We start from the raw sequence: 23,650 nt of genomic DNA, 5'->3' as shown, positions 1-23,650 counted from the left end.
AGCGTCGCGCATTTTCAGTGGCTGGGGAGATCAGGTCAAGGCAGCACAACGCCCTTATCGCGTCGCAAAGCTGTGAGCGCCCGCTGCAGCCGCACGGCGCGCCCGCAGAACAGACCAACGGTAAACCCCGACACACCGCCCACCGCCACCAGCATCTGTGGCGTGCTCAAGAACAGCGGGTGCACCGCCTGCTGATAGCCGAAGTAGTACTTCACCCCAAAGAACAACTGCGAGATCAGCAAGGTTTTCCAGGTGCCCGGCAACACCAGCGTTTCGCCATTGGCATCAAGCCGCGCGCCTTCGGCGTTGAACAGCAGCATGCCCACCAGGCTGCCCACCAGCGCACCGCCGACCCAGGCGCTGCTCGACAGCATCGACGGCGCCAGCGACATCAGCGACCACACCACCAGCACCACCGGCAGGATCATCAACGAGCGACGATTCTCTCGCCCGCCCAGGCAGGCCTTGATGCCGTAGTAACAAATCCACAGGTAAACGGCGTACACCCACAGGGGCGTACCTTGGAGGATGTCGAGCATGGGGGCTTCCGTGCAGAAAAGTGTCGGGCGATTTCAGGAGAGGATTAGATCAGGAGGGGTTAGCCCTGTCAGCAATCATAGCGGTACACCAAGATCTAAGGAATCTGACTATTTTCACTCTTCAATTAATCGCTTTATCTGTCCGCAACCTGTTGACTGAGTTGATCAGGCGTTCAGCATTTTTTGGCGAGCGCAGTAGGTAGGCGGTCTCTTCCAGAGCATTAAATTCCGGCAGCGAAATCATCACCACGGGTTCACCTTTCTGACGGGTTATCAGAAGGGGAATGCGATCTTCATTAACCCGATCCATCGTTTTAGAGAGACGGGCGCGGGCTTTTCTATAGTGGATTGCTTCCATTGAGGTCTCCTCATTTGATGTTAGAACCTACAGAAGTTTGCACAGATCTTCGAGAGGCACCTTATCAACTGTCTCGAATATCGTCATCGATTTGCCCCTGACCCACATCAACACCCCGCGCCGTCAAAACCGTTACAACACAGAGGCCTGATGACCCCATAAAAACGATGACCTACCTGCGCCGAGGGGACCCCTCCACGCCAGGTTATTAAAGGATTAATGCCATGGCCTTTTCCCTGTCTCGCCGGGCCTTGCTGGGGGCGACGCTCTGTCTGGCGCTACCCCTGCACGCCGCCCCCACCGAAATTGAACACGGCAAATACGTCGCGCAACTGGGCGACTGCATCGCCTGCCACACGGCCAAGCAAGGCAAGCTAATGGCTGGCGGGCTGGCGCTGAGCACGCCGATGGGCACGATCTATTCGAGCAACATCACACCGGATCGCGAAACCGGTATCGGCGCCTACACCTTCGAGCAGTTCGACAAGGTGATGCGTGAAGGCGTCACGCCCACAGGCATGAATCTTTACCCGGCGATGCCGTATCCGTCCTACGCCAAGATGAGCGAGGAGGACATGCGCGCCCTCTATGCGTACCTGATGCAAGGCGTCGAACCCGTGCAGCAGGCCAACCTTGAGGCGGACATGGGCTTCCCGTTCAATCAACGCTGGGGCCTGGCGCTGTGGAATTTTGCCTTTCTCGACAAGCAGCCGTTCCAACCGGACCCCAACCGTAATGAAATGCTCAACCGTGGCGCCTACCTGGTCCAGGGCCTGGGGCATTGCGGCTCCTGCCACACGCCACGCGGCATCGCCTTCCAGGAAAAAGCCATGAGTGATGACGGCCGCAGCGGCCAGCATTACCTGGCTGGCGAAACCGTCGAACACTGGCGCGCCTTGAGCCTGCGCAACCTGTGGACCGTGGAAGACACCGTGCAACTGCTCAAGACGGGGCAAAACCGTTTTGCCACGGTGGCCGGCAACATGGCTGATGTGATTCACCACAGCACCCAACACTTCAGCGATGACGACCTCACCGCCATCGCCAGCTACTTGAAATCGCTGCCACCGGGCAAAGATGATCTGCCGATGCCAGCGGTGGCGCGCGCACCCGCCGCGCCACCGGCCGACCTGTTCACCAGCCGTGGCGGCCTGGGTTACATGCAGTTTTGCAGCGACTGCCACCGCAGCGACGGCGGCGGCGTGAAAGGCGTGTTTCCACCGTTGGCCGGCAACCCGAGCATCGCGGCCAACAACCCGACTTCGCTGCTGCACATCACCCTGACGGGTTGGGAAACGGCGCAAACCGCCACCCACCCAAGGGTCTACGCCATGCCGGGTTTCAGCCGCTTGGCGGACCAGGAAATCGCCGAGATCCTGAGCTTCGTGCGCACCCGCTGGGGCAACGAGGGCACGCCGATCAGCGCCGCCCAAGTGAAAAAACTGCGTGACCAACTCAACCCCACCACCACCGATTCATCGGCCTTCGAAACCCCACGCCTGGCCGACTTGCTCGCCGCACCGAATGCCGACCAAGTGATTCGTGGCATGCGCCTGCACCTGCAAACCAAGCAACTGCTGGCGAACAACGTCGGCAATTCGCTCAATTGCACCAGCTGCCATCTCAACGCCGGCACCGTGGCGGACAGCTCGCCGTTTGTGGGCGTGTCGGCGTTCTTCCCCAGCTATGCGCCGCGTGCCGGCAAGGTGGTCACCTTGGAGGAACGCATCAACGGCTGCTTCCGCCGTTCGATGAATGGCACGCCGCTGCCGCCGCAATCGGCGGATATGCAGGCGATGGTCGCGTACTTCGACTGGATGAAAAACAACACCCGGCCCGAAGACAAAGTGGCTGGGCGTGGCGTGGGCAAGATCGACCCGTCGATCAAGCCGGACCTGGCCAATGGCAAAGCGGTATACGCCAAGCAATGCGCGGTATGCCACGGCGACAACGGCCAAGGCCTGGCGCGTGCCGACGGCGAGCTGGTGTACCCGCCGTTGTGGGGCGAGCAGTCGTTCAACATCGGCGCCGGCATGGCGCGGCCCTACACGGCGGCGGCGTTCGTCAAACGCAACATGCCGATCGGCTTCCACGAGAAATTCCCGCTGGGGCAGGGCGGGTTGTCGGACCAGGAGGCGGTGGACGTGGCGGCGTATTTCTCCGCTCAACCGCGTCCGGATTTCCCGGACAAGGTCAAAGACTGGCCTAACGGCGGCAAGCCTGTGGATGCGCGCTACTAGGCCAGCTGTTTAAGGCAGGCTTCGAGAATATCCAGGCCTTCCTCCAGCACCGCAGGCTCAATAGTCAGCGGTGCCAGCAGGCGGATGATGTGTCGCGACTTGCCGCTGGGCATCAGCAGCAAACCGGCGTCCCGCGCCAGGCCCAGTAGTTGGGTCAGTTGCTTGGACGCGGGCGTGCCGTCGGCGTGGGCCAGCTCGATGCCGCGCATGGCACCGACGCCGGTCAGGCGGCCCACATAGGGCATACCTTGCGTGCGCCATTTTTCATAACGGCTGACGATGGCTTCTTCCTGCTGTGAGCCCCAGGTTTTCAGGTGCGCATCCGTCATCGCGTCCAAGGTAGCCAAGGCGGCCGCGCAGGCGATGGGGTTGCCGGAATACGTGCCGCCCAGGCCTCCTTTGGGCAAGTTGTCGAGCAAGGCTTTACGCCCGACCACCGCGCCCAATGGCACGCCACCGGCGATGCTTTTGCCGAGCAGGATCAAGTCCGGCTCGATGCCCAGGCGCGAGAAGGCGAAGCGCTGGCCGGTACGGCCGAAGCCTGACTGGATTTCGTCTGCAATCAGCAGGATGTTTTTTTCATCGCAAAAACGTCGCAGAGCGTGGGCGAACTCAATGTCCAACGCGAGGAAACCGCCTTCGCCCTGCACCGGCTCGATGATGAAACAGGCCACGTCCTCAACGTCGATTTCTACACTGAACAAACGCTCCATCGCCTTCAGCGCCTCAGCGCAGGTCACGCCGTTATCCGCGCTGGGGTAGGGCAGGTGATACACCGGGCCGGGCAGTACGCCGACCTTTTGCTTGTAGGGCGCCACCTTGCCATTGAGGTTGAGTGTGGCCAGGGTTCGGCCGTGGAAGGCACCGTCAAACGCGATAACCGCCGTGCGGCCGGTGGCGCCGCGCACAATCTTCAAGGCGTTTTCCGCCGCTTCCGCGCCGCTGTTGGTGAGCATGCCGCTCACCGGGTAATTCACCGGGATAAACGCAGTAAGACGATCCATCAGTTCGATGTAGGGCGCGTGCGGGGCTGCGTTGAACGCGTAGTGGGTCAGTTTGGTCGCCTGGTGTTGAATCGCCTCAACCACACCCGGGTGGCAATGCCCGAGGTTGAGCACGCCGATGCCGCCGACAAAGTCGATGTAGCGCTTGCCCGTGGCGTCCCAGACCTCGGCGTTTTTGCCGTGGCTGAGGCTGATGGGGTGAACGATGGAAATCGACTGGCTGATGGTTTCGCGGCTCATGAATCTCGGACTCGGCAATGGCGGGCGTCTTTTTATCTAAGCCGCGCGCCCGGCCTTGCCGCAAACGAAATAAAGTCGCCGGGTCATTATTAAAAGTCGGGATGTGCTCTTGAGTAGTCCACCATCCAGTTCAAGAAGGCTTTCACTTTAGGGACCTCGCCGGCATGTTCGGCGTGCGCGATAAAGTGCGCGCCGGCGCTGGGCATTGCGTAATCCCACGGGATCATCAAGCTACCGTTGGCCAACTCTGCGGCGACCAGATACTGCGGCACCAACGCGACGCCATAGCCCGATTGCGCCGCGCGAATGCACATGTAGAACGTGTCGAACCGCGGCCCGTGGTAGCTGTTCTGCGAATGCAGGCCTTGTTCCAGGAACCATTCATGCCAGGCTTCCGGGCGCGAGGTGCATTGCAGCAAGGTGTGGCGCGACGAGGCATCGCTGCCTTCGGCGACAAACCCAGGCGCGCAGACCGGCACCACGGCTTCACGAAATAGCTCGATGCACGTCGCCCCCGGCCACGAGCCCCGGCCGAAGAAAAACGCGATGTCGGCTTTGGCCTGCAACACGTCGAAGGGCTCCAGTTCGTTGCGCACATCCAGGTGAATGTTCGGATGCTTGGCCGCGAAATCCTTGAGCTTGGGCACCAGCCAACGGTCGCCGAACGTCGGTTGGGTGGCGATGCGCAGCACTTCGGTCTCGCCGCCATAGGTGAGGATATAGCGGCTGGAGATGTCCACTTGAGTCAGGATTTTGTGCACTTCGGCCAGGTACAGCGAGCCCGCCGGCGACAGGTACAAACGCTGGCGCACCCGTTCGAACAGGTTGTGGCACAGCATCTCTTCGAGCTGCGCCACCTGCTTGCTCACCGCACTCTGGGTCAGGTGCAGCTCTTCGGCGGCGCGGGTAAAACTCAGGTGGCGGGCGGCGGCTTCGAAGCATTGCAGGGCGGTCATCGAAGGGGTCAAGCGTTTTGAGATCATGCAGTTCATTCCAAATCGGAAGGAGCCTTTGCCTAAAGGTCGTTTGTGGCAGGCGTGTAAAGCCGTCGATACTGCGCGGCAACACTATAAACCGGCGCGGGCAGTGCGGCGCCGAATAATAAAGATCGACAGGGAGTGCCTCGCATGAACAACTTCAAAACCACCTTGGCCGCCATTACCGCCGCTGCGGTCGTCGGCCTGGCGGGCAGCGCCCAAGCGGGCGTGACCCTGGACGCGATCCAGAAAAAAGGCTTTATCCAGTGCGGTGTCAGCGACGGCCTGCCGGGCTTCGGCGTACCGGACAGCAAGGGCAAGATGACGGGCATTGACGTGGACGTGTGCCACGCGGTCGCGGCGGCGGTATTCGGCGATGCCTCCAAAGTGAAGTTCAGCCAGTTGACCGCCAAGGAGCGTTTCACTGCGCTGCAGTCCGGCGAAATCGACCTGATCTCGCGCAACACCACCTGGACCAGCTCCCGCGATTCGGGCATGGGCCTGGTGTTTACCGGTGTGACCTATTACGACGGCATCGGCTTTCTGGTGAACAACAAACTGGGCGTGACCGCCGCCAAGCAACTCGATGGCGCAACCATTTGCATCCAGGCCGGCACCACCACCGAACTCAACGTTTCCGATTACTTTCGCACCCACGGCATGAAGTACACGCCGATTACCTTCGACACCGCCGACGAAAGCGCCAAGGGCCTCGAAGCCGGGCGCTGTGATGTGCTGACCACTGATCAGTCGGGCCTGTATGCACAGCGTATCAAGATGGCTCACCCGGACGAGTTCGTGGTACTGCCGGAAGTGATCTCCAAAGAGCCGCTCGGGCCGCTGGTGCGCAAGGGCGACGATGAGTGGTTCAGCATCGTCAAATGGACGCTGTTTGCCATGCTTAATGCCGAGGAAATGGGTATTACCTCGCAGAACGTCGAAGAGCAGGCCAAGTCCACCAAGAACCCTGATGTTGCGCGGTTGCTCGGTGCCGATGGCGATTACGGCAAAGACTTGAAACTGCGCAAGGACTGGGTGGTGCAGATCGTCAAGCAAGTGGGCAACTATGACGAAGTGTTCGAACGCAATATCGGCCAGGGCAGCGTGTTGAAGATCAAGCGCGGGCTCAATGCGTTGTGGAGCAACGGCGGCATTCAGTACGCGCCGCCGGTGCGCTGATCACGTAAAGCTATCGTGGGAACTGTGGTTACTCCGACACCACATCCTTTCCCGCCGCCTTGGACCGATACAGCGCTTGATCGGCGCGGGCCACCAGGGCGGCCGGAGTTTCACCCATACGACGCTCTACCACACCCAGGCTCAGGGTCACTTTGAAGTCGCCCACGGCGGGTATCTCGGTGATTTTCAGCCGAACCCTTTCGGCCATTTGCTTGGCGGTATCCAACGTGCTTTTGGGCAGGATCACCATAAATTCATCACCGCCCCAGCGCGCCAGCAAATCACCAGCGCGTACACAGGCAGCAAGGCCCTCCACGACCCGCACCAGGGTCTTGTCGCCTATGCCGTGGCCATGTTGGTCGTTGATCGGCTTGAAGTCATCGATATCCATGGCCACCAGTGCCAGCGGCAAGCGGAAACGCTCGGCACGCTCGCATTCCTCCAGCAGTACTTTTTCCAGGCGATAACGGTTGGCGATACGCGTCAGGGCGTCCTGTTCGGCCAGTGAGCGGTTTTCATCCAGCTGCATTTGCAGTTGCTGATTGACCCGTGACAATTCACGGGTGCGTTCGGCCACCAGCGCCTCCAGGGATTGGTTGCGCTTCTGCAGTTTTTCGATGGAGTTCTTGCGGGTATGAATATCGCGGTGCGCGCCGACCATGCGCGCCACCGAACCGTCGTGGTTACGGGCAATCACGTAGCCCCGGTCTTCGATCCAGAGGTAGCTGCCGTCTTCTTTTCGGCAGCGATATTCGGCTTGGTAATGGGGCGCGCGTTGGCTGATGTAGTCATCAAACACGGCCATCACGCGGGGGTAGTCCTCGCTGTGAATCACGTTCTCCCAGGTGAACACGCTGTTCTCCAGGGAGTGGCGGGGGTAGCCCAGCATTTCGTACCAGCCGGGGTTGCGGTAGACGAAACCGGTGTTAGCGTTCCAGTCCCAGATGCCGTCACTGACCAGCTCCATGACGGCGTGCAACATATCGGCGTTGAGCTCGGAAAAGTCATTGCGTAGCGGTTTATTGCCGGAGGTATCGTCCATTTTTGCGCTTCCCTGCGTGTGCTGGCTTTCACGGCCAGTCTTCGTTGACGCCAATACTCCGTGGCTGGCGCTACTGTACATCGGGGCTTGCGCGGTTTGAATAGGGCGGGTGTGCTGCTTTAGTTGGGTGGCGATGAGCCATCATCTGCTTCGGTGCGGCACGCTCTATCGTGTTTGCCTGAGTTGATTTTCACGTCATCACCGGTCTTGCATTGGAATTGGGTACAAGCCGTACTTCTACCCGCTGGCCCAAGGCCCTTGCAGCACTCGCCAGGGTTGCCAGTGTCATGCCTGCATCGTTTTGATCCAGCGCACGATCTACTGCAGTACGGCTGGTGCACATACGTTCTGCCAGTGCTTTTTTGCTGACTTTTTGCGCCTTCATCGCTTGCGCCAACTGCCAGGCGATAACACGCTTCAATGCGGCGGCGGACACTTCTTCTATGAGCCCATCGGCGTTGAGGAAATCATCGAAGTTGGAGCCAATATGTTTATTCATGGAGATTCCTCAAAGCTTGTTTTTACGACGTCTGGCGGTGCTCAGGTCGACTGACGGAGTTTTCTGGCTCTTTTTGATGAAACCGTGCAGCAGCACTATTTCACGGTCAACTAACGTAAAAATGACCCGCGCAATGTTCTCATTGAGGTCACTTCGTACTTCCCAAAGCCTGTGCTCCAGCTTTCGAACCAACGGCATTCCCAGCGGCCATCCAATCTGGACTGCTTTGATGTCAATGCCTATGAGTTTGCGTGACTCTCTGGGCAGTTCCGTCAGCCATTCACGCACGGGTTCGTTGCCAGCCTCCGTTCTGAAAAACGCGACGTTCAACATTAGATGTAAGTCGTTCACAAAGAGTGCACCAAAATAGGTTCATATGGCAATCAGCGATTGATGAGGCATTTCGCAAAAAGCGGTCAGAGCCTGGCATTTTTTTTGTGAGCGATGGAGGTGGATGGTTTTCAGAAAATTTCATAAAAAACATATGTTTATGACTTTTCCTGAAGGTGAGTGCGAGGATGGTTTTTCTTATGTGAGAAAACTTACTCCGGCGCCAGCATCCGCGTCCGTGGCTTCCCATCTGCGTTGTGCTGGTAAATCGCCTCCGGCTGGCCCTGCTCATTGAAAAACACCTGGCCTATGCCTGCTGAATTCCACAGCCGCTCACCTGCCTCGGCATGCTGCGGAATATGCGGCACCACCTGCATGGTGCGCCGGCGAGTGAACCAGTTGAGTGGGGAGCGGGGCGAGTAGAGCCAGCGATTCAGGCGGTCGAACCATTCCAGCAGGCGAGGGGGGAATTCGTTCTTGACGCCGCTGCTGGTGATCTGCCAGATCCTGGGGCCGCCGTTGCGGTGGCGGATCAGCACTTCGTAGACGAACGAGTAATGCACGTCGCCCGAGAGGATCACGTAGTTACCCGGCGTGCGCGAGTGGCGGAAAATGTTCAGGATCACCTGGGCGGCGCCGCGATGGGCCATCCAGTTTTCGGCGTCCACCAGCAGCGGGTAACCACACCAGCTGAACACCTTCTGCACGGTCTCGATCAGCTTGACGCCAAAGATCGGCGCGGGCGAGACGATGATGGCCGAAGGGTGGTCCAGCAGTTCCTGTTGCAGTTCGCTCAAGGCTTCCCAGTCCAGCAGGCCGGAGGGTTGCTTGAGCGTGAACTCGCTGCGCCAGCGCCGTGTGCGGGTGTCGAGCACCACCAGGGCGGGCGTGGTGGGCAGTACGTAATGCCAGCGCTGGAACTTCAGCAGCGTTTCCAACAGGTCATCTTGCGCACCCGCCTGCAGATGATTGTCTTGCACCTGGGCGGTCAGTTTCTGGGTTTGGTTCAGCAGCTCGCCAAACACCTCCGGTTGGTTACCCCAGCCCTGGCACAGCAGGTAAGCGAGCAGGGCGTTGCCGATGATGCGCTTGGAGAACGGGTGGCCGTAGGCAGTTTGTTCCCATTGTGCGCTGAGGTTCCAGTCATCGGTGATGTCGTGATCGTCGAAGATCATCAGTGTCGAAAGGTGCGCGAAGACCCGCGCGACGCCTGGCAGGCCGTCACGGAATTGCTCTATGTGCACCAGCTCCTGGGCATAGCGCTGCTGCTCCTCGACGCTCAGTTGCGGCGGTTGCGGCGCGATCAGCGTCCAGGGCGTGGGCGACCATGCCAGCAGGTACATCGCGATCACTTCGGCAAAGGTCACCAGGTGATTGTCGGCGGTGCTGCTGGTGAAAATCGGCTTCTTCACGCCACCGAAAAACCGTTCGCGCAGCGTCTCGTTGCTGTCCAGCGCCGGGAGCAGGTCCGCTCGATGGTAGTAGCTGGCGCGATGCCCATAGAGGCTGGCGCTGTCATCCACCACCGCGCCTTCCAGGTATTCGTCGTACAGGCCCAAACACGCGATCAGTGCATGAATGGCGCGCAGCATCGGCCCGGCGACATCGTCGGCGTAGATCTGGTCGCCACTCATCATCAGCAAGGCTGGGCGTTCGGGCGGCGTGTGGGCGTCGGCCAGCAGGCGGTCGACGCACAGCAAGCCTTCGTCGGCTCGGTGGTGCGGTTTGCGGCACGAGCCATGCACCAACTGGTGAATACGGCTGTGCAGCACGAAATTGGGGTGTTGGTTTTCGGCGTACAGCAGGTGCGGTGCCCATTCGGCAATGCCGCGGCTGTCGATCAGCAGGTCATAGCCGATGACCACGTCTGGCGGCAGGGCCTCGTCCAGTCGCACGTCGATCAGGTGGATGAAGGCGTGGCGCCCCACCGGTACGACCTGGCACTGGTCTTTACCCAGCAGAATATCGCGAGTGTGTTCAGCAACGTGCAGGCGCAGGGTCAGCGACAGTTCACGGCTGCCCACCAGCCACAACACCAAGCGTTGCGACGTTAGTCGGCGTAACAGCGGCCCAGCAAGTACGGCGGGCAGGGTGCCTGCTTGAAGCATAGGGATGATGGCTCTGTGCGAGGGAGGCACGTAGGTTAACTCAGTGGATGTCAGTGTTTTGTTAAGCAATGGCGGGGAAGTGGAGAGCTGGCGCTCTCCTTTTTTCGCCCTACAGAAGATTACCTTTGCCCAGGCTATCAAGGCTGCCAGAGCGCCTGTTGTTTTTCGGTGCGCTCACACTGCTGACGTCTGCGCTCGCCCCCTGATCGCTGACGCTGACTAGCTTTGCCACGTGTGCGACCTGTTTGAAGTCGACTGGCTGGATAATGTTGATGTAGCTCGTGGCAATGTTGAAAAAAACATTCATCGTGGTTTTCTCGGTCAGGCTAAGAGAGTGTGGTTGAGTTATCGCGCTGTAAACGCGGACTGAACTTACAAAGCCTTGGCTGACGGAGCTATACACGTCTTTGATCAAAACGTGACAAGACTGCGCGCCCCTGAGTCGCTGCAGACGGCGTGAAAAGGCTTCAAAAATCATCCCCGGCGCCCGCCCCGCAGGTGTTCTGCGCGGGTATCGTCGCGCCTTCCTTACCCTCCAGCACAAAGGCCGCCCGGTGTTCGGCCACCCCATTTCGCAATGCGCTGTAGTAATCCGGCAGCTTTTGCAGGCTGTCGGTGAGGGGCAGCAGTGACGCGCGTGTATCCACCGTGCCACCCACCAGGCTGACGGTGCCCAGGGCCTGCACAGTGTCGCTGTCCCCCACTGCTGCAAACCTTGATCGACGACTATCGCGACCAAGGCATCGACATTCGGTTTTGCGGCCCGCCACGGCTGGTGTATTTCGGTCGCCCGCAGGGCCTCAAGCGTGTGATGACTAACTTGATGGACAACGCGATCCACTATGGCCAGGCGCCGGAAATCGAGCTGCTGCAACTGTCGGGCGAGGTCGTTATCCACGTGCTGGATCGTGGGCCGGGTATTCCTGCCGAGCATCGGGAACAGGTGTTCACGCCGTTCTATCGCCTGGAAGGCTCACGCAACAAAAGCACCGGCGGCGTAGGGCTTGGGCTCTCCACTGCGCGGGCAATTGTGTTGGAGCATGGCGGCACGCTGACCCTGGCTGATCGCCAGGGCGGTGGCTTGGTGGCGGTGGTGGTGTTGCCGGTTTAACAGGCGGGCTCTATGTGGCAAGCCCGTTCGCCATAGTCAGGTGTGTGAATCCTCGATGGCCTTTGGCACCGTAAAGCGAAACTCGCTACCCTGGCCCACCTCACTTTGCGCATCGATCCACCCGCCGTGTGCCTGCACGATCCCTTGGGTGATATACAGCCCCAGCCCGCTGCCAGTGGGGTTGTTTTCGGTCTGGGTCCAGTAACGATCGAACACATGCGGCAACTGCTCAGGCGCAATGCCTTCACCGGAATCGCGCACCGAAAACAGCACCTCTTGGGCGTTGCTCACGGCGCTGACCTCGATAGTGCCCAGACGCGCAGTGAACTTGATGGCATTGCCGATCAGGTTCGACAACACCTGGAACAGACGCTCCGGGTCGCCGTTTATCTGCAGCTGCGGCTCTGCGTTGAACGACAGCTCGATGCCTTTCTCCATCGCCAGCGGCGCGAGCAGGGCATAGGCTTCTTCGAACATCTGGCTGACGTCCAGCAACACCGGCTTGACCACGTAGCGGCCAGCCTCGATTTTCGAGGTGTCGAGCAAGTCTTCCAGCAGCACGTTCATACGCCCGGCGGCTTGTTGCATGGTGTCGATAGCCGAGGAGATGCGTCGCGACGTGTGCAGGCCTTCGGAGCTGAAAGCCTTTTGCATCATGCCGCAGAGCATCGAAATAACGGTCATCGGGTTGCGCAGGTCGTGGGACACCACCGCCACCAGGTCATCACGCGCGCGCACGGCCTGCTGCTCGCGCAACACTTGGCGGGCGAGGTCATTTTCCAGGGCGGAGCGGCGCAGGTCGTTGGCGGCGAAGCGGTCGCCATGGCTCCACTTGGTGGAGATGCCGGCCATTTCCACTTTCCAGATTTCAAACGAGGTACGTGGCCGAAGGCGCAAGCCGTCGTCGGAATTTTCCAGGTTGAGCGGTTTGTTCGGGTTGCCGCTCCAGTGGATGTTCTCTTTCACTTCCGGTCGAAACCACAGCACGCCGTTGTCCACAGGCTTGGGCAGGCTCATGGCCAACACCCCACTGGCGACCTGCTGGAACTCGGCGGCTGGCGGGTACACAGAGGTCAGGTTGTGGCTGGCAAACACCGGCTCGCCGCTGGCGTGCAGCCACCTGTGCAGGGCACGAATTTGTGCAGGTGTAGGACAGTTGCCGTAGCAGTGCAGCTGTTTGTCTTCAATGATCGCCACGCCGCCCGACAGGGTCAGGTCCATCAGCACATGCGGCTGCTGGGCCAGGCCATCAAACACGTTTTGTTCAGAGGCTTTCATCGCCCGGTCGAGCAGGGCCAGTGCCTCGACTTTTTCTTCGCGCTGACGGCTCAGGTCCAGGGCTTCCATGGCGCTGATCTGCAACGACAGCACCTGGCCGATGGTTTGGCAGGCGATGCGCAGGTCATTGGGCACCAACAGTGGCTCGCGGTGACCGCAACTGATCAGCCCCCAGAGCTTGTCGCCTGTCATCAGCGAGATGCTCATGGACGACAGCACGCCCATGTTTTGCATGTACTGGCAGTGAATCGGCGACACGCTGCGCAGGGTGGCAAAGCTCAAATCCAGTGGCTCGCCGGTGTGCGGATGCAGCTTGGGCAGCAATGGCACCGGTTCATAGGCCGCGTTCGGGATGATGCGCAACCAGTTGGTGCGGTACAGCTCGCGCGCTTGCTCCGGGATGTCGGATGCCGGGAAAAACAGCCCGTTGAACAGCTCCATGGACGGCGACGATGCCTCGGCGATCACTTGGCCGTGGCCTTCCTCTTCGAAGCGATAGATCAGCACCCGGTCGTAACCGGTGATGGCCTGGATTTCATTCACACTGATTTCGTACAGCGCTTGCAGGGTTTTCGCCGACTGCAGACGTTGCAGCATTTTGCCCAAGTCACTGGTGCGGCCGTTGCGCGCGTGGGGTTTGAAGTCTTCCAGGCGTGGTTCGAATTCCAGCACCAGTACGGCTTGATGGCGATGCAGCAGGCCTTCAAATTGCACACCCTTGAAGGTGACATGCAGCGCCTGCGCGTCAAAAAACGTGTTGTTTTCTGCCATGGCCTGCACGGCTTGGGTGTGTTCTGCGCCGATCAAGGTGTGCAGCGGCTGACCCAGCAGCGTCTCAGGGGCATGGCCAAACACGCTGCTTACGTTGGCGCTGACCTGCAGGATGTTCAGGTCAGGTTCCGACAACGTCAGCAATACGCCGTGGGGCTGAATCGCGCCTGGGATGCGAATCGGCTCGTCGGCACAGTTGGTAAGCAGTTCTTCAAAATCTGCGGGTTTCATAGCAGTACCTCCTGGCTGACGAGCCATTGCTCAAAGCCGCTGAATGTCGAACAGGCCGCCGCTACCGCACGCTGTTTGGCGTGTGCGTTGAGGGGCTGGCGGCCCAGGTAATCGAGAAAGTCTTTCCAGCGCCGACCCGTCTCGGCGCCGTACACGTTGAGAAACGCGCCGCCGTTATCCGCGTCGATGCCCAGCCGTTGGGCCATTTCCCGGCGCAGCACTTGGCCGCCCAAGGTGGCGCCTTCCAGCACATACAGGGCACCCAGGCAGGCGGCGGGGGTGTCGAGGGGCGGGAGTTCGGTGCAATGCGCCAGGGCACTGATGGCTCTGTCATTCAGGCCGAGGGCGTGGAGATCGCTCAGCAGTGTTGGCGTTTTCACACGCAACACAGCGTCGTATTCATTGGGGATCAAGCCGCTGTCGTACAGTGCCGCTTCGATTGGCGCATAAAAGCCGTAGTACGCCTGAAGCAGGCGCCGATACCAATCGGCATCCAGGTGATCAGAGAAAAACGGCAGGCGTTTTTCCAATGCTACATGCAGCAGGCTGGTGCCTGTGCGCAACGCTTCCAACAATGAGGGCGCACTAACATCAGGGGCCTGTGAATGCATTCAATGAGCTCGAACTGTGGGCCTTTCGGCCATGAATGACGCGAGTAAATGGGCGACGATTCTACACAACTCATTGTCGTCAACTGCGCGCACACGGCGAAAAGGTTGACCGGCGAATCAGAAAAGTCGCTCATGGCGTGATTAATGACCACGCGGCAGCTCATCAAGTTCGCTTTAAGTGATATTGCGGTGCTATCAATGCAGAGAGCTGACCCTTTGAGTCAGCGCGGTTTGCACGCACTCAACCAGGTGTTCGGCGCTCCACGGCTTCGGCAAAAACCGCACGGACCCGCCCAACTGCTCTGCCAGCTTGGTATTGCCGGAGGTCAGCACCACCGGCACCAACGGCCACCGATGCGCCACCACCTTGCTCAAGTCATACCCGTTGAGTAAACCCGGCATCTGGATATCGCTGACAATCAAATCCACGGGGTCATCGCCGCGTTCCAGGTAAATCATCCCTTCATCCGCTGAAGGAAACGAAGTGACATGCGCCCCGAAATCCTCCAGTACATCGACCATCAACAAGCGAATTATATCGTCGTCTTCCAGCACTAAAATCGATGGCTGAGCCATGATCCTTACTCCACCATCAGGGTTCAGTAAGGTGGAGTGGGGCGGGTGTGAATAGGTTCGATTGGATGTGTGCGGGGCGATGGGTGGTCGCTTTTGAGCGGTTCCACAGGGCGCGCGCGCTGCGCCATTGCGAGGTTGATACAGGCATAATTGACTCACCGTTGCCCGATGTGGAGCCCTTCATGAAGTACGCCTTATTGACCCTCGCCCTGATCCTCAACACCGCCCCGGCTTTTGCGGCGGGCGATGCCGAGGCGGGCGGCAAGCTCTTCAGCAAGACCTGCGGCGGCTGCCACAGCATTGGCGAAGGCGCGCGCGGCGGCTTCGGGCCTGAGCTTAACGGCATCATCGGCCGACCCGCCGGCACCACCACGGATTACCAGTACTCCGACGCGATGAAAAACTCCGGCGTGGTCTGGACCCGCGACAAACTCGCCGCCTACATCGAGGCGCCGAAGAAGGTGGTCAGCGGCACGCGCATGATCTTCTGGGGCATCAGCGACCCGGAAAAGATTGAAAACATCCTGGCCTACCTGGAAACCTTCCAGCCCAAATGATCACTCGCGCACGTTTTTGAACAGCATCAACCGCGCACTTTCATGCAGCCCGCGCGTCAGCCCCTGCAAGCGTTGAAACTCTTCAGGGTGCTGCTCGGCCACGTCATCCCGAGGGGTTTGCGACGCCAGGTCATGCAGGGTCGGTGAGCTGCCGTCGTGTTGCATCTGCAGCAGGAAGTCCTTGGTTACGCCGCCGATAATCGGGAACGTGCCCTCGTGCAACACCAGCGGCACCACACGTTCGCCTTCCGGCGCCGGTTGCTGGATGTCGCGGCCCATTGCGCCATTGCTAAACGGTACACCCGCCATGCCGGCCACCGTCGGTAACAAGTCCGCCAGGCCCACGGCCTCTTCAATCACCCGCGGTTGCAGGCCGGGTGCGTGGATCAACATCGGCACATTGTTGCTTTCCAGGCCCAGTTGCTCGAAGGCCGGCGCCATGTGCGGGATCTGGCTGATGCGCGTGTTGTGGTCGCCGAAGAACACGAAAATGGTGTTGTCGTACCAGCCGCCGACCTTGGCGATGTCCATCAGGCGGCCGATGTTGAAGTCCAGCAGGCGCACCGCGTTGTATTGCTCAACGCTGCGCGAACCGGCGGCCTGGGCTTGCTCCAATGTCACGTCACGCACCTTAAAACCGTCGTTTTGCTTGGGGATGGTGAACGGGCGGTGGTTGCCGGAGGTTTGCACGTAGGCGAAGAAGGGCGTGTCCTTGGGCACGGCGCGCAGCAGTTGGTCGCCTTCCTTGAACAGGTCCAGGTCGGAGATGCCCCACACGTCCACCCGCGGCGAGCGCCAGGCGCTTTCGTCAAACAGCTGCACGCCGTCGATGCTCTGGCGAATCAACGCATTGATATTCGCCCAGCCGGCATTGCCGTTGATCATGTAGAACTTCTGGTAGCCCTCGAACGCATTGATCAGCGTGTGTTGCCGGGTGATCAGCGGGTTACGCGTGGCGGTCTCCTGGCGGGTCACATCGGGCACGCCAGTGATGCTCGCCCACACGGTTTTGGCGGTGCCGGTGACGGGCACGTAGAAGTGTTTGAAGAACCAGCTTTGCGTCGCCAATTTGTCCAGGTTCGGCGTGGGGTTCAGCGGGTTGCCATAGGCACCGACGGCGCTGGTGCCGAGGGATTCGAGCATCACGAAAACCACGTTGGGCGGGCGCTCGCCTTGCAGACGATAGGGCTGCACGCCTTGCTCGCGGGTGAAGTTCAGTTGCTGGGGATCGGGCTGATCAACACCCAAATATCTAGCGACTTGCGGGTAATGCTCGCGCACTTTTGCTTCATCGTATTGCGATTGGCCGACCTTGAGCGTGTCGTACAAAAACAGCACCGGGTTCAGGCCCACGGCGGCGACCTGGCTGTTGCCGGAAAAGAATGCATCGCTCCAGCGCAGCGGCACCGGGTTTTCCAGGTTGAGGTTGGCCACGCGGCCGAGCAGGGCAAGCAATACGCCGACAACACCGACCACGGCGACAGACGCCACCGCCCATTTGCCGATGACGTTGGGTTGGCGATCCAGGGTCAACCGCTCCAGGCACACCAACGCCCACACCCACAGCGCCACCGCCGCCAGCCAACAAGCAGTTATCCACAGCACCGGGTAGGTTTCCCACACCATCTGCTGAGAAATCTGTGCGTCTTGCAGGTAGCGCAACACCGTCGCGTTGATGCGCACACCGAGGTAGGCGTAATGGCCGAAATCGATGATGTACACCAGGCCGACCACGGCCAGCGCCACCACCAGATAGCCGCGCGCCAGCCAGCGCAGGGCGGGCAGGGTGGTGAGGTTCCAGCGCGGGAACCAGGCCAGCAGCGCCAGCGGCAGCAGGATCAACACGGCCAGGCGCAGATCGAAACGCAGGCCGATGCCCAGGGTTTCCAGCAGCGCCGGGGTGTTTAAATCCAAGCCGGAAAAGCTGATCAAAAACACCAGCCGCAGGGCTGCCAACAGCATAAACACCAACCCGATCGCGCCCACGCCGTAGCGCAGGCGGCGTGATTGCAACACACCCATCATTGACCCCTATTCCATCTCACAAACACCACAAAGCAAATGTGGGAGCGGGCTTGCTCGCGAAAGCGGTGGTTCAGTGCCAAATATGCTGCCTGACCCACCGCATTCGCGAGCAAGCCCGCTCCCACAGTTTGAATTGCATTAATCCAGCGATTACGCAGTAGCCCGTCAGGAGCGGATCGACCAGATAATCCCAATAGTTTTCCGAAGCCTTGAGCCGCAGCGCGAACGCCAGGGTGCCCAGCGCCAGCATCCATACCGCCAGCGCATTACGCAGCCACAGCATCAGCAAGGCCACCGCGCCCACCAGCACAATCATCGGCCGGGGGTTGAAGCCCCAGCGGTAAGGGTCGTAATACGTCAGGCCCATCGTGGCCGGATACAACAACAGGCTCAGCACCCCAAACAGCACCAGCACTTGCACCTGATGTGAACGATTAACTGGCGCCACCACGCCCAATCGGCACAGGCTTACCCATGCCAACAACACCAACGTGCTGATCGCCAGGTCATCGGTGAAACTGCGCACATACGCCGCCAACGGCAGCTCATTCACCGGGATAAAGCTCACCACCACCAACACTGGCAGCAACCACGGGCGCCACGGCGCGGTAAATCGCAACATGCTTAAGAGCACAAACCCCAGCAGCACAAAACTCAAATGGGCTTGCCACACAGAAACCATCACAGATGCTCCGCCAGCCAGGCTTCGTTGAAGCTGACATGTTTGATGAAGGTGTTATTCCACGAGTACACCAAGTGGTACGTGCCGTCCGGGCTGCGGCTGAAGTACGGGTACTCGTATTCGAAATCGCAGCCACGCGGTTTGCACACGCGGTAATCCAGGTTGCTCAGAAAGCGCTGTTCCAGTGGCAGGCGCTTGGCTCCGCTGGAGGCGCGAAAGCCTTCGCCGATGATTTCTTTGTAGGCTTCGTGGGAGAACGGCTGGCCGAGCGGATCGGGCGACTGGTCCAGCTCTATCACCGTGCGCCATTGGCTGAACTGCGCGTTGGTGCCATAGAGGCTGAGCTTGAAGCGGCCGTCCTGCAGGTCGTTGAGGGCGACCAACAAACCGTCATCCTCAGTGGCCACCGCCGCCAGCGATGAGTTGGGGTTGGCCGGTTCCAGCGGGTACGGCTCGCTCCAGGTTTGCCCAGCGTCCTCGGTGCGGCTGGCGAGCACGCGGTGATGGGTTTCGCCGGCATAGCGCAACATCGCCACGGCGCGCTGGCCATCCTGCGGCACGATGGTCGGTTGCAGCGAATGCTTGCCACGGCTGATGCGGAATTTGTCGATCACCGCACCGTCGGCGCTCAAGTACAGGTACTCGGCAAACTTGCCCATGAACTCGTGATACACCGGCAGGCCGATAGAGCCATCGGCGTGGAACACCGGCGCCGCGCGCACCAAGGTGCTGATGTTGAAGAATGGCGATGTGATCAATTGCCGGGGCGCCGACCAGTTCGCGCCGAGGTCATCGGAGACCATCACGTTGATCGCACTGGTGGCCCAGCCGCCGACCGACACCGACACATAAAACATCCACAGGCGTTTATCCGGCCCCAGCGCAATCACTGGGTTACCCAGTTTGCGAATGTAGCGCTGGGTGCCGTCGCGGGTGCTTTCGCGCGTGGCCAGCACGTGCTCGGCACCCCATTCGCCGCTGCGCGCATCAAACCGCGCAGTGCGCACCTGCACATCAGCGGCGCCTTCGCGGCTGCCTGCAAACCACACGGCCATCAAGTCGCCGCCGGGCAGGGCCGTGACGGAGGAGGAGTGCACAAAGTCGGTGAGCTGCGAGGACACGAAGCGGCTGGTGTATTGCGGTGCCGTCGCGACTTTTGAGGGGGGCGGGCTTGCTTGGGCAAAGGGGGCTAGAACATGAGGCGGATGGCTAAGCCAGGCGGCGATGAAGACCCCTAGCAGGCTGCAGATCAGTAAAGCGGAGCGCATAGAGAACCTGTCGGAAAAAGGATAACTGCGCACGTTCACCCAGCAGGTGCTCCTGCGGCCGGTGAGCATGGATAACGAGGGGTTGTCCCGCACCTGGTCCCACAAGCGCAGGAGTATTTCCCTGCAGACGTGGGAAGGTTCACAGTGCAAAACCAACCTTAGCGCAACCTTAGTTGGCAACGTGTCGTAACATCTTTCACGCAAGGGCACCCACCAGAAACGGCATGATTCCGCCGTTTCCTACAGAGAATCTGCTATGCGCCTACTCCTAGTCGAAGATGATCGTGCCCTCGGCCAGGGTATTCGCGTGGCATTGGGCGCCGAAGGCTATACGCTGGATTATCTGCAAGATGGCCTCAGCGCCTTGCACGCTCTGCGCACCGAAAGCTTCGATTTGCTGCTGCTCGACCTCGGCCTGCCGCGCCTCGATGGCCTCGACCTGCTGCAGCAACTGCGCGCCGAGCAACACGACTTGCCGGTGCTGATCCTCACCGCCCGCGACGGCACTGCCGAACGCATCGCCGGGCTGGACGCGGGCGCCGATGACTACCTGATCAAACCCTTCGACGTCGAAGAGCTCAAAGCCCGCGTGCGCGCCCTGTTGCGCCGCAGCCAGGGCCGTGCCCAACCGATGCTGGAACACGCCGGCGTCAGCCTCGACCCGGCCACCCAGCAGGTGCGCTACCAGGACGCAGACATCATCGTCACCCCGATGGAATACCAACTGCTGCACCAACTGATGGTGCGCCCCGGCAAAGTCGTGACCCGCGAGCGCCTGGCCCGCGCTTTATATGGCTGGCAGGACCGCGTCGAGAGCAATACCCTCGAAGTACTTATCCACAACCTGCGCAAAAAACTCTGCACCGAACTGATCCGCACCGTGCGCGGCGTCGGCTATGTGCTGGTGCTTAAACCATGACTTCCGTTCGCGCTCGCATCCTCATCCCGGTGCTGATGCTGATCCTGCTGGGCGACGCCCTGATCAGCTGGCTGGTGCTGCGCGACAGCCACCACGAAATCGAAGAGGTCTACGACGCCCAACTCGCCCAAAGCGCCCGCCTGCTGCAAGGCGTGCTGCGCCAACGCGACCCCAGTGAAGCCGACTTTGAGCGTCTTTACCAGGCCTTCGACCACGCCATGAGCCGCATCGGCGAAGACGGCGCCGCCCACCCTTATGAAACGCCGCTGACCTTTCAGGTATGGCGCACCGACGGCCAACTCCTGGTGCGCTCCGCCCAAGCGCCGGTCCTCGACGCAGCGCCCACCCACCTTGGCGCCCACGACCTGACTAACAATGGCAACGACTGGTGCGCCTTCCTCCTCGTCGACCCACAACAGGGCCTGCTGATTTGGGTGGGCGAGCGCGACGACATTCGCCAAGACCTGATCCAGCGCATCGTCAGCCACACGCTTTGGCCCACGCTGATAGGCGTGCCACTGCTGACCGTATTGATTTGGCTGGCCATCGGCTGGGGCTTCAAACCCCTGCGTGCCATGGTGCTGGCGATTCGCGGGCGCAATACCGACACCTTGCAACCGCTGAACCTCAAGCCGCTGCCCACCGACCTGGAACCGATGCAAACCGCGCTTAACCAGCTGTTGGTGCAGATGGATGACCTGCTCGAGCGGGAGCGCCGCTTCATCGCCGACGCGGCCCACGAATTGCGCACGCCGTTGGCGATACTGCGCATTCATGCGCAAAACGCTCAAAGCGCCGCGAGCGAAGAGCAACGGCGAGAAGCGTTGGATTTTCTGGTGAGTGGCGTGGACCGCGCGACGCGGATTGGCAGCCAGTTGCTGACCATGGCGCGTATCGAACCGCAGCTGAGCAACCCGGTGTGTCAGCCTGTGCACCTGACGGAACTGGTGCGCGAAGAACTCGCTGAGCTCACACCGCTGGCCATGGAGAAAGGCGTAGAGCTGGTGTTGGAGGGCGAAGAGGAATGCTGGGTGCACACCGAGCCGGTAGCACTGGCGATTGCCTTGCAGAACCTGGTGACCAATGCGCTGAACTTTTCCCCGGCTGGCAGCGAGGTACGGGTGGTGATTGGCGCCAATGGCTTGAGCGTGGAAGACCAAGGCCCGGGGATCGACGAGGCGGAGTTGGGGCGTTTGTTCGAACGGTTTTACAGCCGGGATAACGCCAATGGCGCGGGTTTGGGCTTGGCGATTGTGGAGAGGATCGTGGCTAAAATTGGGTGCAGGTTGACGTTGCACAATCTGGAGCAGGGCGGCTTGTGCGCGCGGTTGGTATTCAACCAAACCTGAAGCGGCCCCCGGCTCAACGGTGGGGAATGTAGGCGTTGTCGAGCCCCGGCGAGGCTACGACAACTGCCAATGAACGCAAAATCTGTAGCAGGCGAGCTTTTGTGCCGAGCGGGGCAAGCCCTAATGCCATTCAGTTAAGGCGGAGCACTGTAATTGTGGCGAGGGAGCTTGCTCCCGCTGGGCTGCGAAGCGGCCCTGAAAATGGGACTGCTGCGCAGTCCAACGGGAGCAAGCTCCCTCGCCACGCAGGGTTGTGGCGTCATTAGAAAGTTGTGCAGGTACCAATATTACGAAGGGATCAGCTCGGTACGCCTGCCTAACCCAAGCGCCCGGATCGCTGCTCTGCTGCAGAACATTCGTTTAAACTCCGCTCCAGTCATCATCCCCTCACACCGATAAGGACATCCCCCTTGAAGCGAATCGCGCTGCTTTCCCTCACCCTCGCCCTGTGTGCCTGCCAGTCCAACCAACGCGACTCATCGCCCACCTTGCTCAAGGACGGCATCCAACTGCGTCAGAAAACCGTGGCTGTGGATGCAGACCACGCCAAAGTAGTGATGAAAGCCTACGGTGGCACCGCGCCTGTGGAATTCTCGGTACGCCGCGAAGGCGACGCCGACCAGCGCATGGAAACCCTCGGCACAGTGATGGATACCGGTGAAGGCCGAGTTTTCAACTGGATTGCCAAGCTCAACCAGACGGTCGCCAGTGCCGGATTGAAGCGTTTTCCGCAGTTGGAAATCCAGGCTGATCCGGGCAAGAAGTTGACCGTATCCAGTACCGCGAGAGAGTCTCGACCGGGTATCTACTCAATTTGCGGGCCGGTGCTCAGCAACTTCGTGCCCGAGCGGGCGAAGGTGTATCTGGTGGAGTTCCAGTTCAAAGGGGATATGTGTGTGCAGCAGGTGTTTGATGTGACGGATCCGGCAAATCGGGTGTTGGTTGAGGGGGCGGGGAGTGGGGTCAAGTCGGGGTGAGGTTTAGCTTTTATGTGGTGGAGCCTGCGGGAATACCACACCGTTGAAGGTGTGGGTGCAGCAGTCGCAAAATGGCTTCATGCGCTCAGGCGTCAACTGTGGGTTAACTTTTTGCAGCAGGCCTGCTTTGTCGACCCACAGACCGCTGTAGTAAGTGGATTCATCCGTTCGCACGTACTCCTTCTTGTCGCACTCGTGTAAGGCGACCATCCAGAACACTGGCTCCGGGCGGTCCAATCGGGCATTGGCTTCGCTGAAAACTTTGTCCCATGGGTGACCGATTTTGGACAGGAGAAAGCGGTGTAGCGGCGTGTAATCGAAACCGTGTCGTTGATGGCTGTGCATTGAACCGCGGTTGGACACTGCGTTCTTTTCGCTTTTGGTGTGTCGTTCATCCCGGTAAGTGCGACAGCTGCCGTGGCGCACGCCATGGGTTCGGGTGTTGACTGAGCGATAGAGGACGGGCTTTTTCATCGAGTCAAGATTCCTTCCTGGGCTGTTTTGGTAGTGGCGGCCAAGCACCTTGGTAGCGGAAAGAAATTTGGTAGTCGAAAAGGCTGGGCTCTATCACATGTTGAAAGTGCGGCTGGAGAATCGTTATCCAACTGGGGAGAACGTTGAAAACGTCGGCATATATCGCGGTTTCCTCGCTCAAGCCTAATGCTTCAAAGAAACTGTCTGCGTCATCGATATCCGCTGAGTACTCATCTGCTTTCAGGTCATTACTGAGTTTTTCGTACCACCGTAATCTGATTTTCATGACCATTTTCGCACTCCTC

23 protein-coding genes and 2 pseudogenes are annotated in these 23,650 nt (G+C 60.0%); 7 read left to right on the top strand and 18 right to left on the bottom strand.

What is annotated here, in order from left to right:
- Positions 1 to 35 precede the first annotated feature (35 nt).
- On the bottom strand, positions 36 to 539 hold the full coding sequence (locus tag ACA065_RS25475; protein ID WP_497692023.1) for a DUF6622 family protein: 504 nt from the start codon (positions 537 to 539) through the stop codon (positions 36 to 38).
- A 121-nt stretch (positions 540 to 660) separates the two neighbouring features.
- A complete protein-coding gene (locus ACA065_RS25470) occupies positions 661 to 897 on the bottom strand; it encodes a type II toxin-antitoxin system prevent-host-death family antitoxin (protein WP_497692022.1) in 237 nt (78 codons plus the stop codon).
- A 224-nt stretch (positions 898 to 1,121) separates the two neighbouring features.
- Between ACA065_RS25470 and ACA065_RS25465 the strand changes: the two genes are divergently transcribed.
- A complete protein-coding gene (locus ACA065_RS25465; protein WP_497692021.1) occupies positions 1,122 to 3,137 on the top strand; it encodes a c-type cytochrome in 2,016 nt (671 codons plus the stop codon).
- On the opposite strand, the gene ACA065_RS25460 is transcribed toward ACA065_RS25465, so the two are convergent.
- Both ACA065_RS25460 and ACA065_RS25455 read right to left on the bottom strand, forming a co-directional pair.
- Positions 3,134 to 4,381 (bottom strand): 2-aminoadipate transaminase, encoded by a 1,248-nt coding sequence (locus ACA065_RS25460; protein WP_497692020.1) that lies wholly within the window; start codon positions 4,379 to 4,381, stop codon positions 3,134 to 3,136. The genes ACA065_RS25465 and ACA065_RS25460 overlap by 4 nt on opposite strands.
- An 89-nt stretch (positions 4,382 to 4,470) precedes the next feature.
- Positions 4,471 to 5,364, bottom strand: a complete 894-nt coding sequence (locus ACA065_RS25455) for a LysR substrate-binding domain-containing protein (RefSeq protein ID WP_497692019.1) — start codon at positions 5,362 to 5,364, stop codon at positions 4,471 to 4,473.
- Between the two features lie 144 nt (positions 5,365 to 5,508).
- Here ACA065_RS25455 and ACA065_RS25450 point away from each other — a divergent pair, with 144 nt between their 5' ends.
- Positions 5,509 to 6,537, top strand: coding sequence for an amino acid ABC transporter substrate-binding protein (locus ACA065_RS25450; protein ID WP_497692018.1), 1,029 nt, complete (start codon positions 5,509 to 5,511; stop codon positions 6,535 to 6,537).
- Positions 6,538 to 6,565: 28 nt separating this feature from the next.
- Here the strand turns inward: ACA065_RS25450 and ACA065_RS25445 are convergent, their stop codons facing one another.
- The 6 genes and pseudogenes from ACA065_RS25445 to ACA065_RS25420 form a co-directional block, all read right to left on the bottom strand.
- On the bottom strand, positions 6,566 to 7,579 hold the full coding sequence (locus ACA065_RS25445) for a GGDEF domain-containing protein (RefSeq protein WP_497692017.1): 1,014 nt from the start codon (positions 7,577 to 7,579) through the stop codon (positions 6,566 to 6,568).
- 190 nt (positions 7,580 to 7,769) lie between these two features.
- A complete protein-coding gene (locus ACA065_RS25440; protein WP_497692016.1) occupies positions 7,770 to 8,078 on the bottom strand; it encodes a Fis family transcriptional regulator in 309 nt (102 codons plus the stop codon).
- A 9-nt stretch (positions 8,079 to 8,087) separates the two neighbouring features.
- Positions 8,088 to 8,411 carry a type II toxin-antitoxin system RelE/ParE family toxin gene (locus ACA065_RS25435; RefSeq protein ID WP_497692015.1) on the bottom strand — a complete coding sequence of 108 codons (324 nt, stop codon included), beginning with the start codon at positions 8,409 to 8,411 and terminating at the stop codon, positions 8,088 to 8,090.
- 209 nt (positions 8,412 to 8,620) lie between these two features.
- Entirely contained in the window at positions 8,621 to 10,516 is a 1,896-nt protein-coding gene (locus ACA065_RS25430) for an alkaline phosphatase D family protein (protein WP_497692014.1), read from the bottom strand.
- Between the two features lie 109 nt (positions 10,517 to 10,625).
- Complete coding sequence (locus tag ACA065_RS25425) at positions 10,626 to 10,994, bottom strand: hypothetical protein (RefSeq protein WP_497692013.1); 369 nt, start codon at positions 10,992 to 10,994, stop codon at positions 10,626 to 10,628.
- A pseudogene (locus ACA065_RS25420) lies at positions 10,984 to 11,226 on the bottom strand (MlaA family lipoprotein); the annotation flags it as partial. The pseudogene ACA065_RS25420 and the gene ACA065_RS25425, both read right to left, overlap by 11 nt.
- On the opposite strand from ACA065_RS25420, the pseudogene ACA065_RS25415 reads away from it, so the two are divergent.
- A pseudogene (locus ACA065_RS25415) lies at positions 11,220 to 11,627 on the top strand (sensor histidine kinase); the annotation flags it as partial. The pseudogenes ACA065_RS25420 and ACA065_RS25415 overlap by 7 nt on opposite strands.
- Before the next feature lie 36 nt (positions 11,628 to 11,663).
- Here ACA065_RS25415 and ACA065_RS25410 read toward each other — a convergent pair.
- From ACA065_RS25410 to ACA065_RS25400, 3 genes are all read right to left on the bottom strand, one after another.
- Positions 11,664 to 13,907 (bottom strand): ATP-binding protein, encoded by a 2,244-nt coding sequence (locus ACA065_RS25410; RefSeq protein ID WP_497692012.1) that lies wholly within the window; start codon positions 13,905 to 13,907, stop codon positions 11,664 to 11,666.
- A complete protein-coding gene (locus ACA065_RS25405; protein ID WP_497692011.1) occupies positions 13,904 to 14,518 on the bottom strand; it encodes a biliverdin-producing heme oxygenase in 615 nt (204 codons plus the stop codon). The genes ACA065_RS25410 and ACA065_RS25405 overlap by 4 nt, the downstream gene beginning before the upstream one ends.
- A 195-nt stretch (positions 14,519 to 14,713) precedes the next feature.
- Complete coding sequence (locus ACA065_RS25400) at positions 14,714 to 15,094, bottom strand: response regulator (RefSeq protein WP_497692010.1); 381 nt, start codon at positions 15,092 to 15,094, stop codon at positions 14,714 to 14,716.
- 182 nt (positions 15,095 to 15,276) lie between these two features.
- Here ACA065_RS25400 and ACA065_RS25395 point away from each other — a divergent pair, with 182 nt between their 5' ends.
- The gene (locus ACA065_RS25395) at positions 15,277 to 15,651 is read left to right on the top strand and encodes a c-type cytochrome (RefSeq protein ID WP_448649694.1); all 375 of its coding nucleotides are present in this window, start codon (positions 15,277 to 15,279) and stop codon (positions 15,649 to 15,651) included.
- Here ACA065_RS25395 and ACA065_RS25390 read toward each other — a convergent pair whose 3' ends face one another.
- From ACA065_RS25390 to ACA065_RS25380, 3 genes are all read right to left on the bottom strand, one after another.
- A complete protein-coding gene (locus tag ACA065_RS25390; protein WP_497692009.1) occupies positions 15,652 to 17,673 on the bottom strand; it encodes an LTA synthase family protein in 2,022 nt (673 codons plus the stop codon).
- Between the two features lie 73 nt (positions 17,674 to 17,746).
- Positions 17,747 to 18,358: a hypothetical protein gene (locus tag ACA065_RS25385; protein WP_497692008.1), complete on the bottom strand. Its 612-nt coding sequence runs from the start codon at positions 18,356 to 18,358 to the stop codon at positions 17,747 to 17,749.
- Positions 18,358 to 19,626: a sialidase family protein gene (locus ACA065_RS25380; RefSeq protein WP_497692007.1), complete on the bottom strand. Its 1,269-nt coding sequence runs from the start codon at positions 19,624 to 19,626 to the stop codon at positions 18,358 to 18,360. Before ACA065_RS25380 ends, ACA065_RS25385 begins: the two co-directional genes overlap by 1 nt.
- 256 nt (positions 19,627 to 19,882) lie before the next feature.
- On the opposite strand from ACA065_RS25380, the gene ACA065_RS25375 reads away from it, so the two are divergent.
- From ACA065_RS25375 to ACA065_RS25365, 3 genes are all read left to right on the top strand, one after another.
- Entirely contained in the window at positions 19,883 to 20,545 is a 663-nt protein-coding gene (locus ACA065_RS25375) for a response regulator (RefSeq protein WP_497692006.1), read from the top strand.
- Entirely contained in the window at positions 20,542 to 21,894 is a 1,353-nt protein-coding gene (locus ACA065_RS25370; protein ID WP_497692005.1) for an ATP-binding protein, read from the top strand. Before ACA065_RS25375 ends, ACA065_RS25370 begins: the two co-directional genes overlap by 4 nt.
- Before the next feature lie 410 nt (positions 21,895 to 22,304).
- A complete protein-coding gene (locus ACA065_RS25365) occupies positions 22,305 to 22,871 on the top strand; it encodes a hypothetical protein (protein ID WP_497692004.1) in 567 nt (188 codons plus the stop codon).
- A gap of 3 nt (positions 22,872 to 22,874) precedes the next feature.
- On the opposite strand, the gene ACA065_RS25360 is transcribed toward ACA065_RS25365, so the two are convergent.
- Together ACA065_RS25360 and ACA065_RS25355 are read right to left on the bottom strand one after the other, a co-directional pair.
- Complete coding sequence (locus ACA065_RS25360; protein WP_497692003.1) at positions 22,875 to 23,345, bottom strand: hypothetical protein; 471 nt, start codon at positions 23,343 to 23,345, stop codon at positions 22,875 to 22,877.
- A 4-nt stretch (positions 23,346 to 23,349) separates the two neighbouring features.
- Entirely contained in the window at positions 23,350 to 23,637 is a 288-nt protein-coding gene (locus ACA065_RS25355; protein ID WP_497692002.1) for a colicin E3-like toxin immunity protein, read from the bottom strand.
- Positions 23,638 to 23,650 lie beyond the last annotated feature (13 nt).

The organism is Pseudomonas sp. LBUM1640, assembly GCF_059716225.1.
This window is presented reverse-complemented; position numbering and strand designations above follow the sequence as displayed.

Coding starts and splice junctions, on each gene's coding strand:
- ACA065_RS25435 (WP_497692015.1), bottom strand. CDS start 8,411: ATGTTGAACGTCGCGTTTTTCAGAACGGAGGCTGGCAACGAACCCGTG.
- ACA065_RS25445 (WP_497692017.1), bottom strand. CDS start 7,579: ATGGACGATACCTCCGGCAATAAACCGCTACGCAATGACTTTTCCGAG.
- ACA065_RS25475 (WP_497692023.1), bottom strand. CDS start 539: ATGCTCGACATCCTCCAAGGTACGCCCCTGTGGGTGTACGCCGTTTAC.
- ACA065_RS25430 (WP_497692014.1), bottom strand. CDS start 10,516: ATGCTTCAAGCAGGCACCCTGCCCGCCGTACTTGCTGGGCCGCTGTTA.
- ACA065_RS25455 (WP_497692019.1), bottom strand. CDS start 5,364: ATGATCTCAAAACGCTTGACCCCTTCGATGACCGCCCTGCAATGCTTC.
- ACA065_RS25385 (WP_497692008.1), bottom strand. CDS start 18,358: ATGGTTTCTGTGTGGCAAGCCCATTTGAGTTTTGTGCTGCTGGGGTTT.
- ACA065_RS25390 (WP_497692009.1), bottom strand. CDS start 17,673: ATGGGTGTGTTGCAATCACGCCGCCTGCGCTACGGCGTGGGCGCGATC.
- ACA065_RS25380 (WP_497692007.1), bottom strand. CDS start 19,626: ATGCGCTCCGCTTTACTGATCTGCAGCCTGCTAGGGGTCTTCATCGCC.
- ACA065_RS25465 (WP_497692021.1), top strand. CDS start 1,122: ATGGCCTTTTCCCTGTCTCGCCGGGCCTTGCTGGGGGCGACGCTCTGT.
- ACA065_RS25395 (WP_448649694.1), top strand. CDS start 15,277: ATGAAGTACGCCTTATTGACCCTCGCCCTGATCCTCAACACCGCCCCG.
- ACA065_RS25425 (WP_497692013.1), bottom strand. CDS start 10,994: ATGATTTTTGAAGCCTTTTCACGCCGTCTGCAGCGACTCAGGGGCGCG.
- ACA065_RS25410 (WP_497692012.1), bottom strand. CDS start 13,907: ATGAAACCCGCAGATTTTGAAGAACTGCTTACCAACTGTGCCGACGAG.
- ACA065_RS25370 (WP_497692005.1), top strand. CDS start 20,542: ATGACTTCCGTTCGCGCTCGCATCCTCATCCCGGTGCTGATGCTGATC.
- ACA065_RS25440 (WP_497692016.1), bottom strand. CDS start 8,078: ATGAATAAACATATTGGCTCCAACTTCGATGATTTCCTCAACGCCGAT.
- ACA065_RS25400 (WP_497692010.1), bottom strand. CDS start 15,094: ATGGCTCAGCCATCGATTTTAGTGCTGGAAGACGACGATATAATTCGC.
- ACA065_RS25375 (WP_497692006.1), top strand. CDS start 19,883: ATGCGCCTACTCCTAGTCGAAGATGATCGTGCCCTCGGCCAGGGTATT.
- ACA065_RS25470 (WP_497692022.1), bottom strand. CDS start 897: ATGGAAGCAATCCACTATAGAAAAGCCCGCGCCCGTCTCTCTAAAACG.
- ACA065_RS25460 (WP_497692020.1), bottom strand. CDS start 4,381: ATGAGCCGCGAAACCATCAGCCAGTCGATTTCCATCGTTCACCCCATC.
- ACA065_RS25405 (WP_497692011.1), bottom strand. CDS start 14,518: ATGCATTCACAGGCCCCTGATGTTAGTGCGCCCTCATTGTTGGAAGCG.
- ACA065_RS25360 (WP_497692003.1), bottom strand. CDS start 23,345: ATGAAAAAGCCCGTCCTCTATCGCTCAGTCAACACCCGAACCCATGGC.
- ACA065_RS25355 (WP_497692002.1), bottom strand. CDS start 23,637: ATGGTCATGAAAATCAGATTACGGTGGTACGAAAAACTCAGTAATGAC.
- ACA065_RS25450 (WP_497692018.1), top strand. CDS start 5,509: ATGAACAACTTCAAAACCACCTTGGCCGCCATTACCGCCGCTGCGGTC.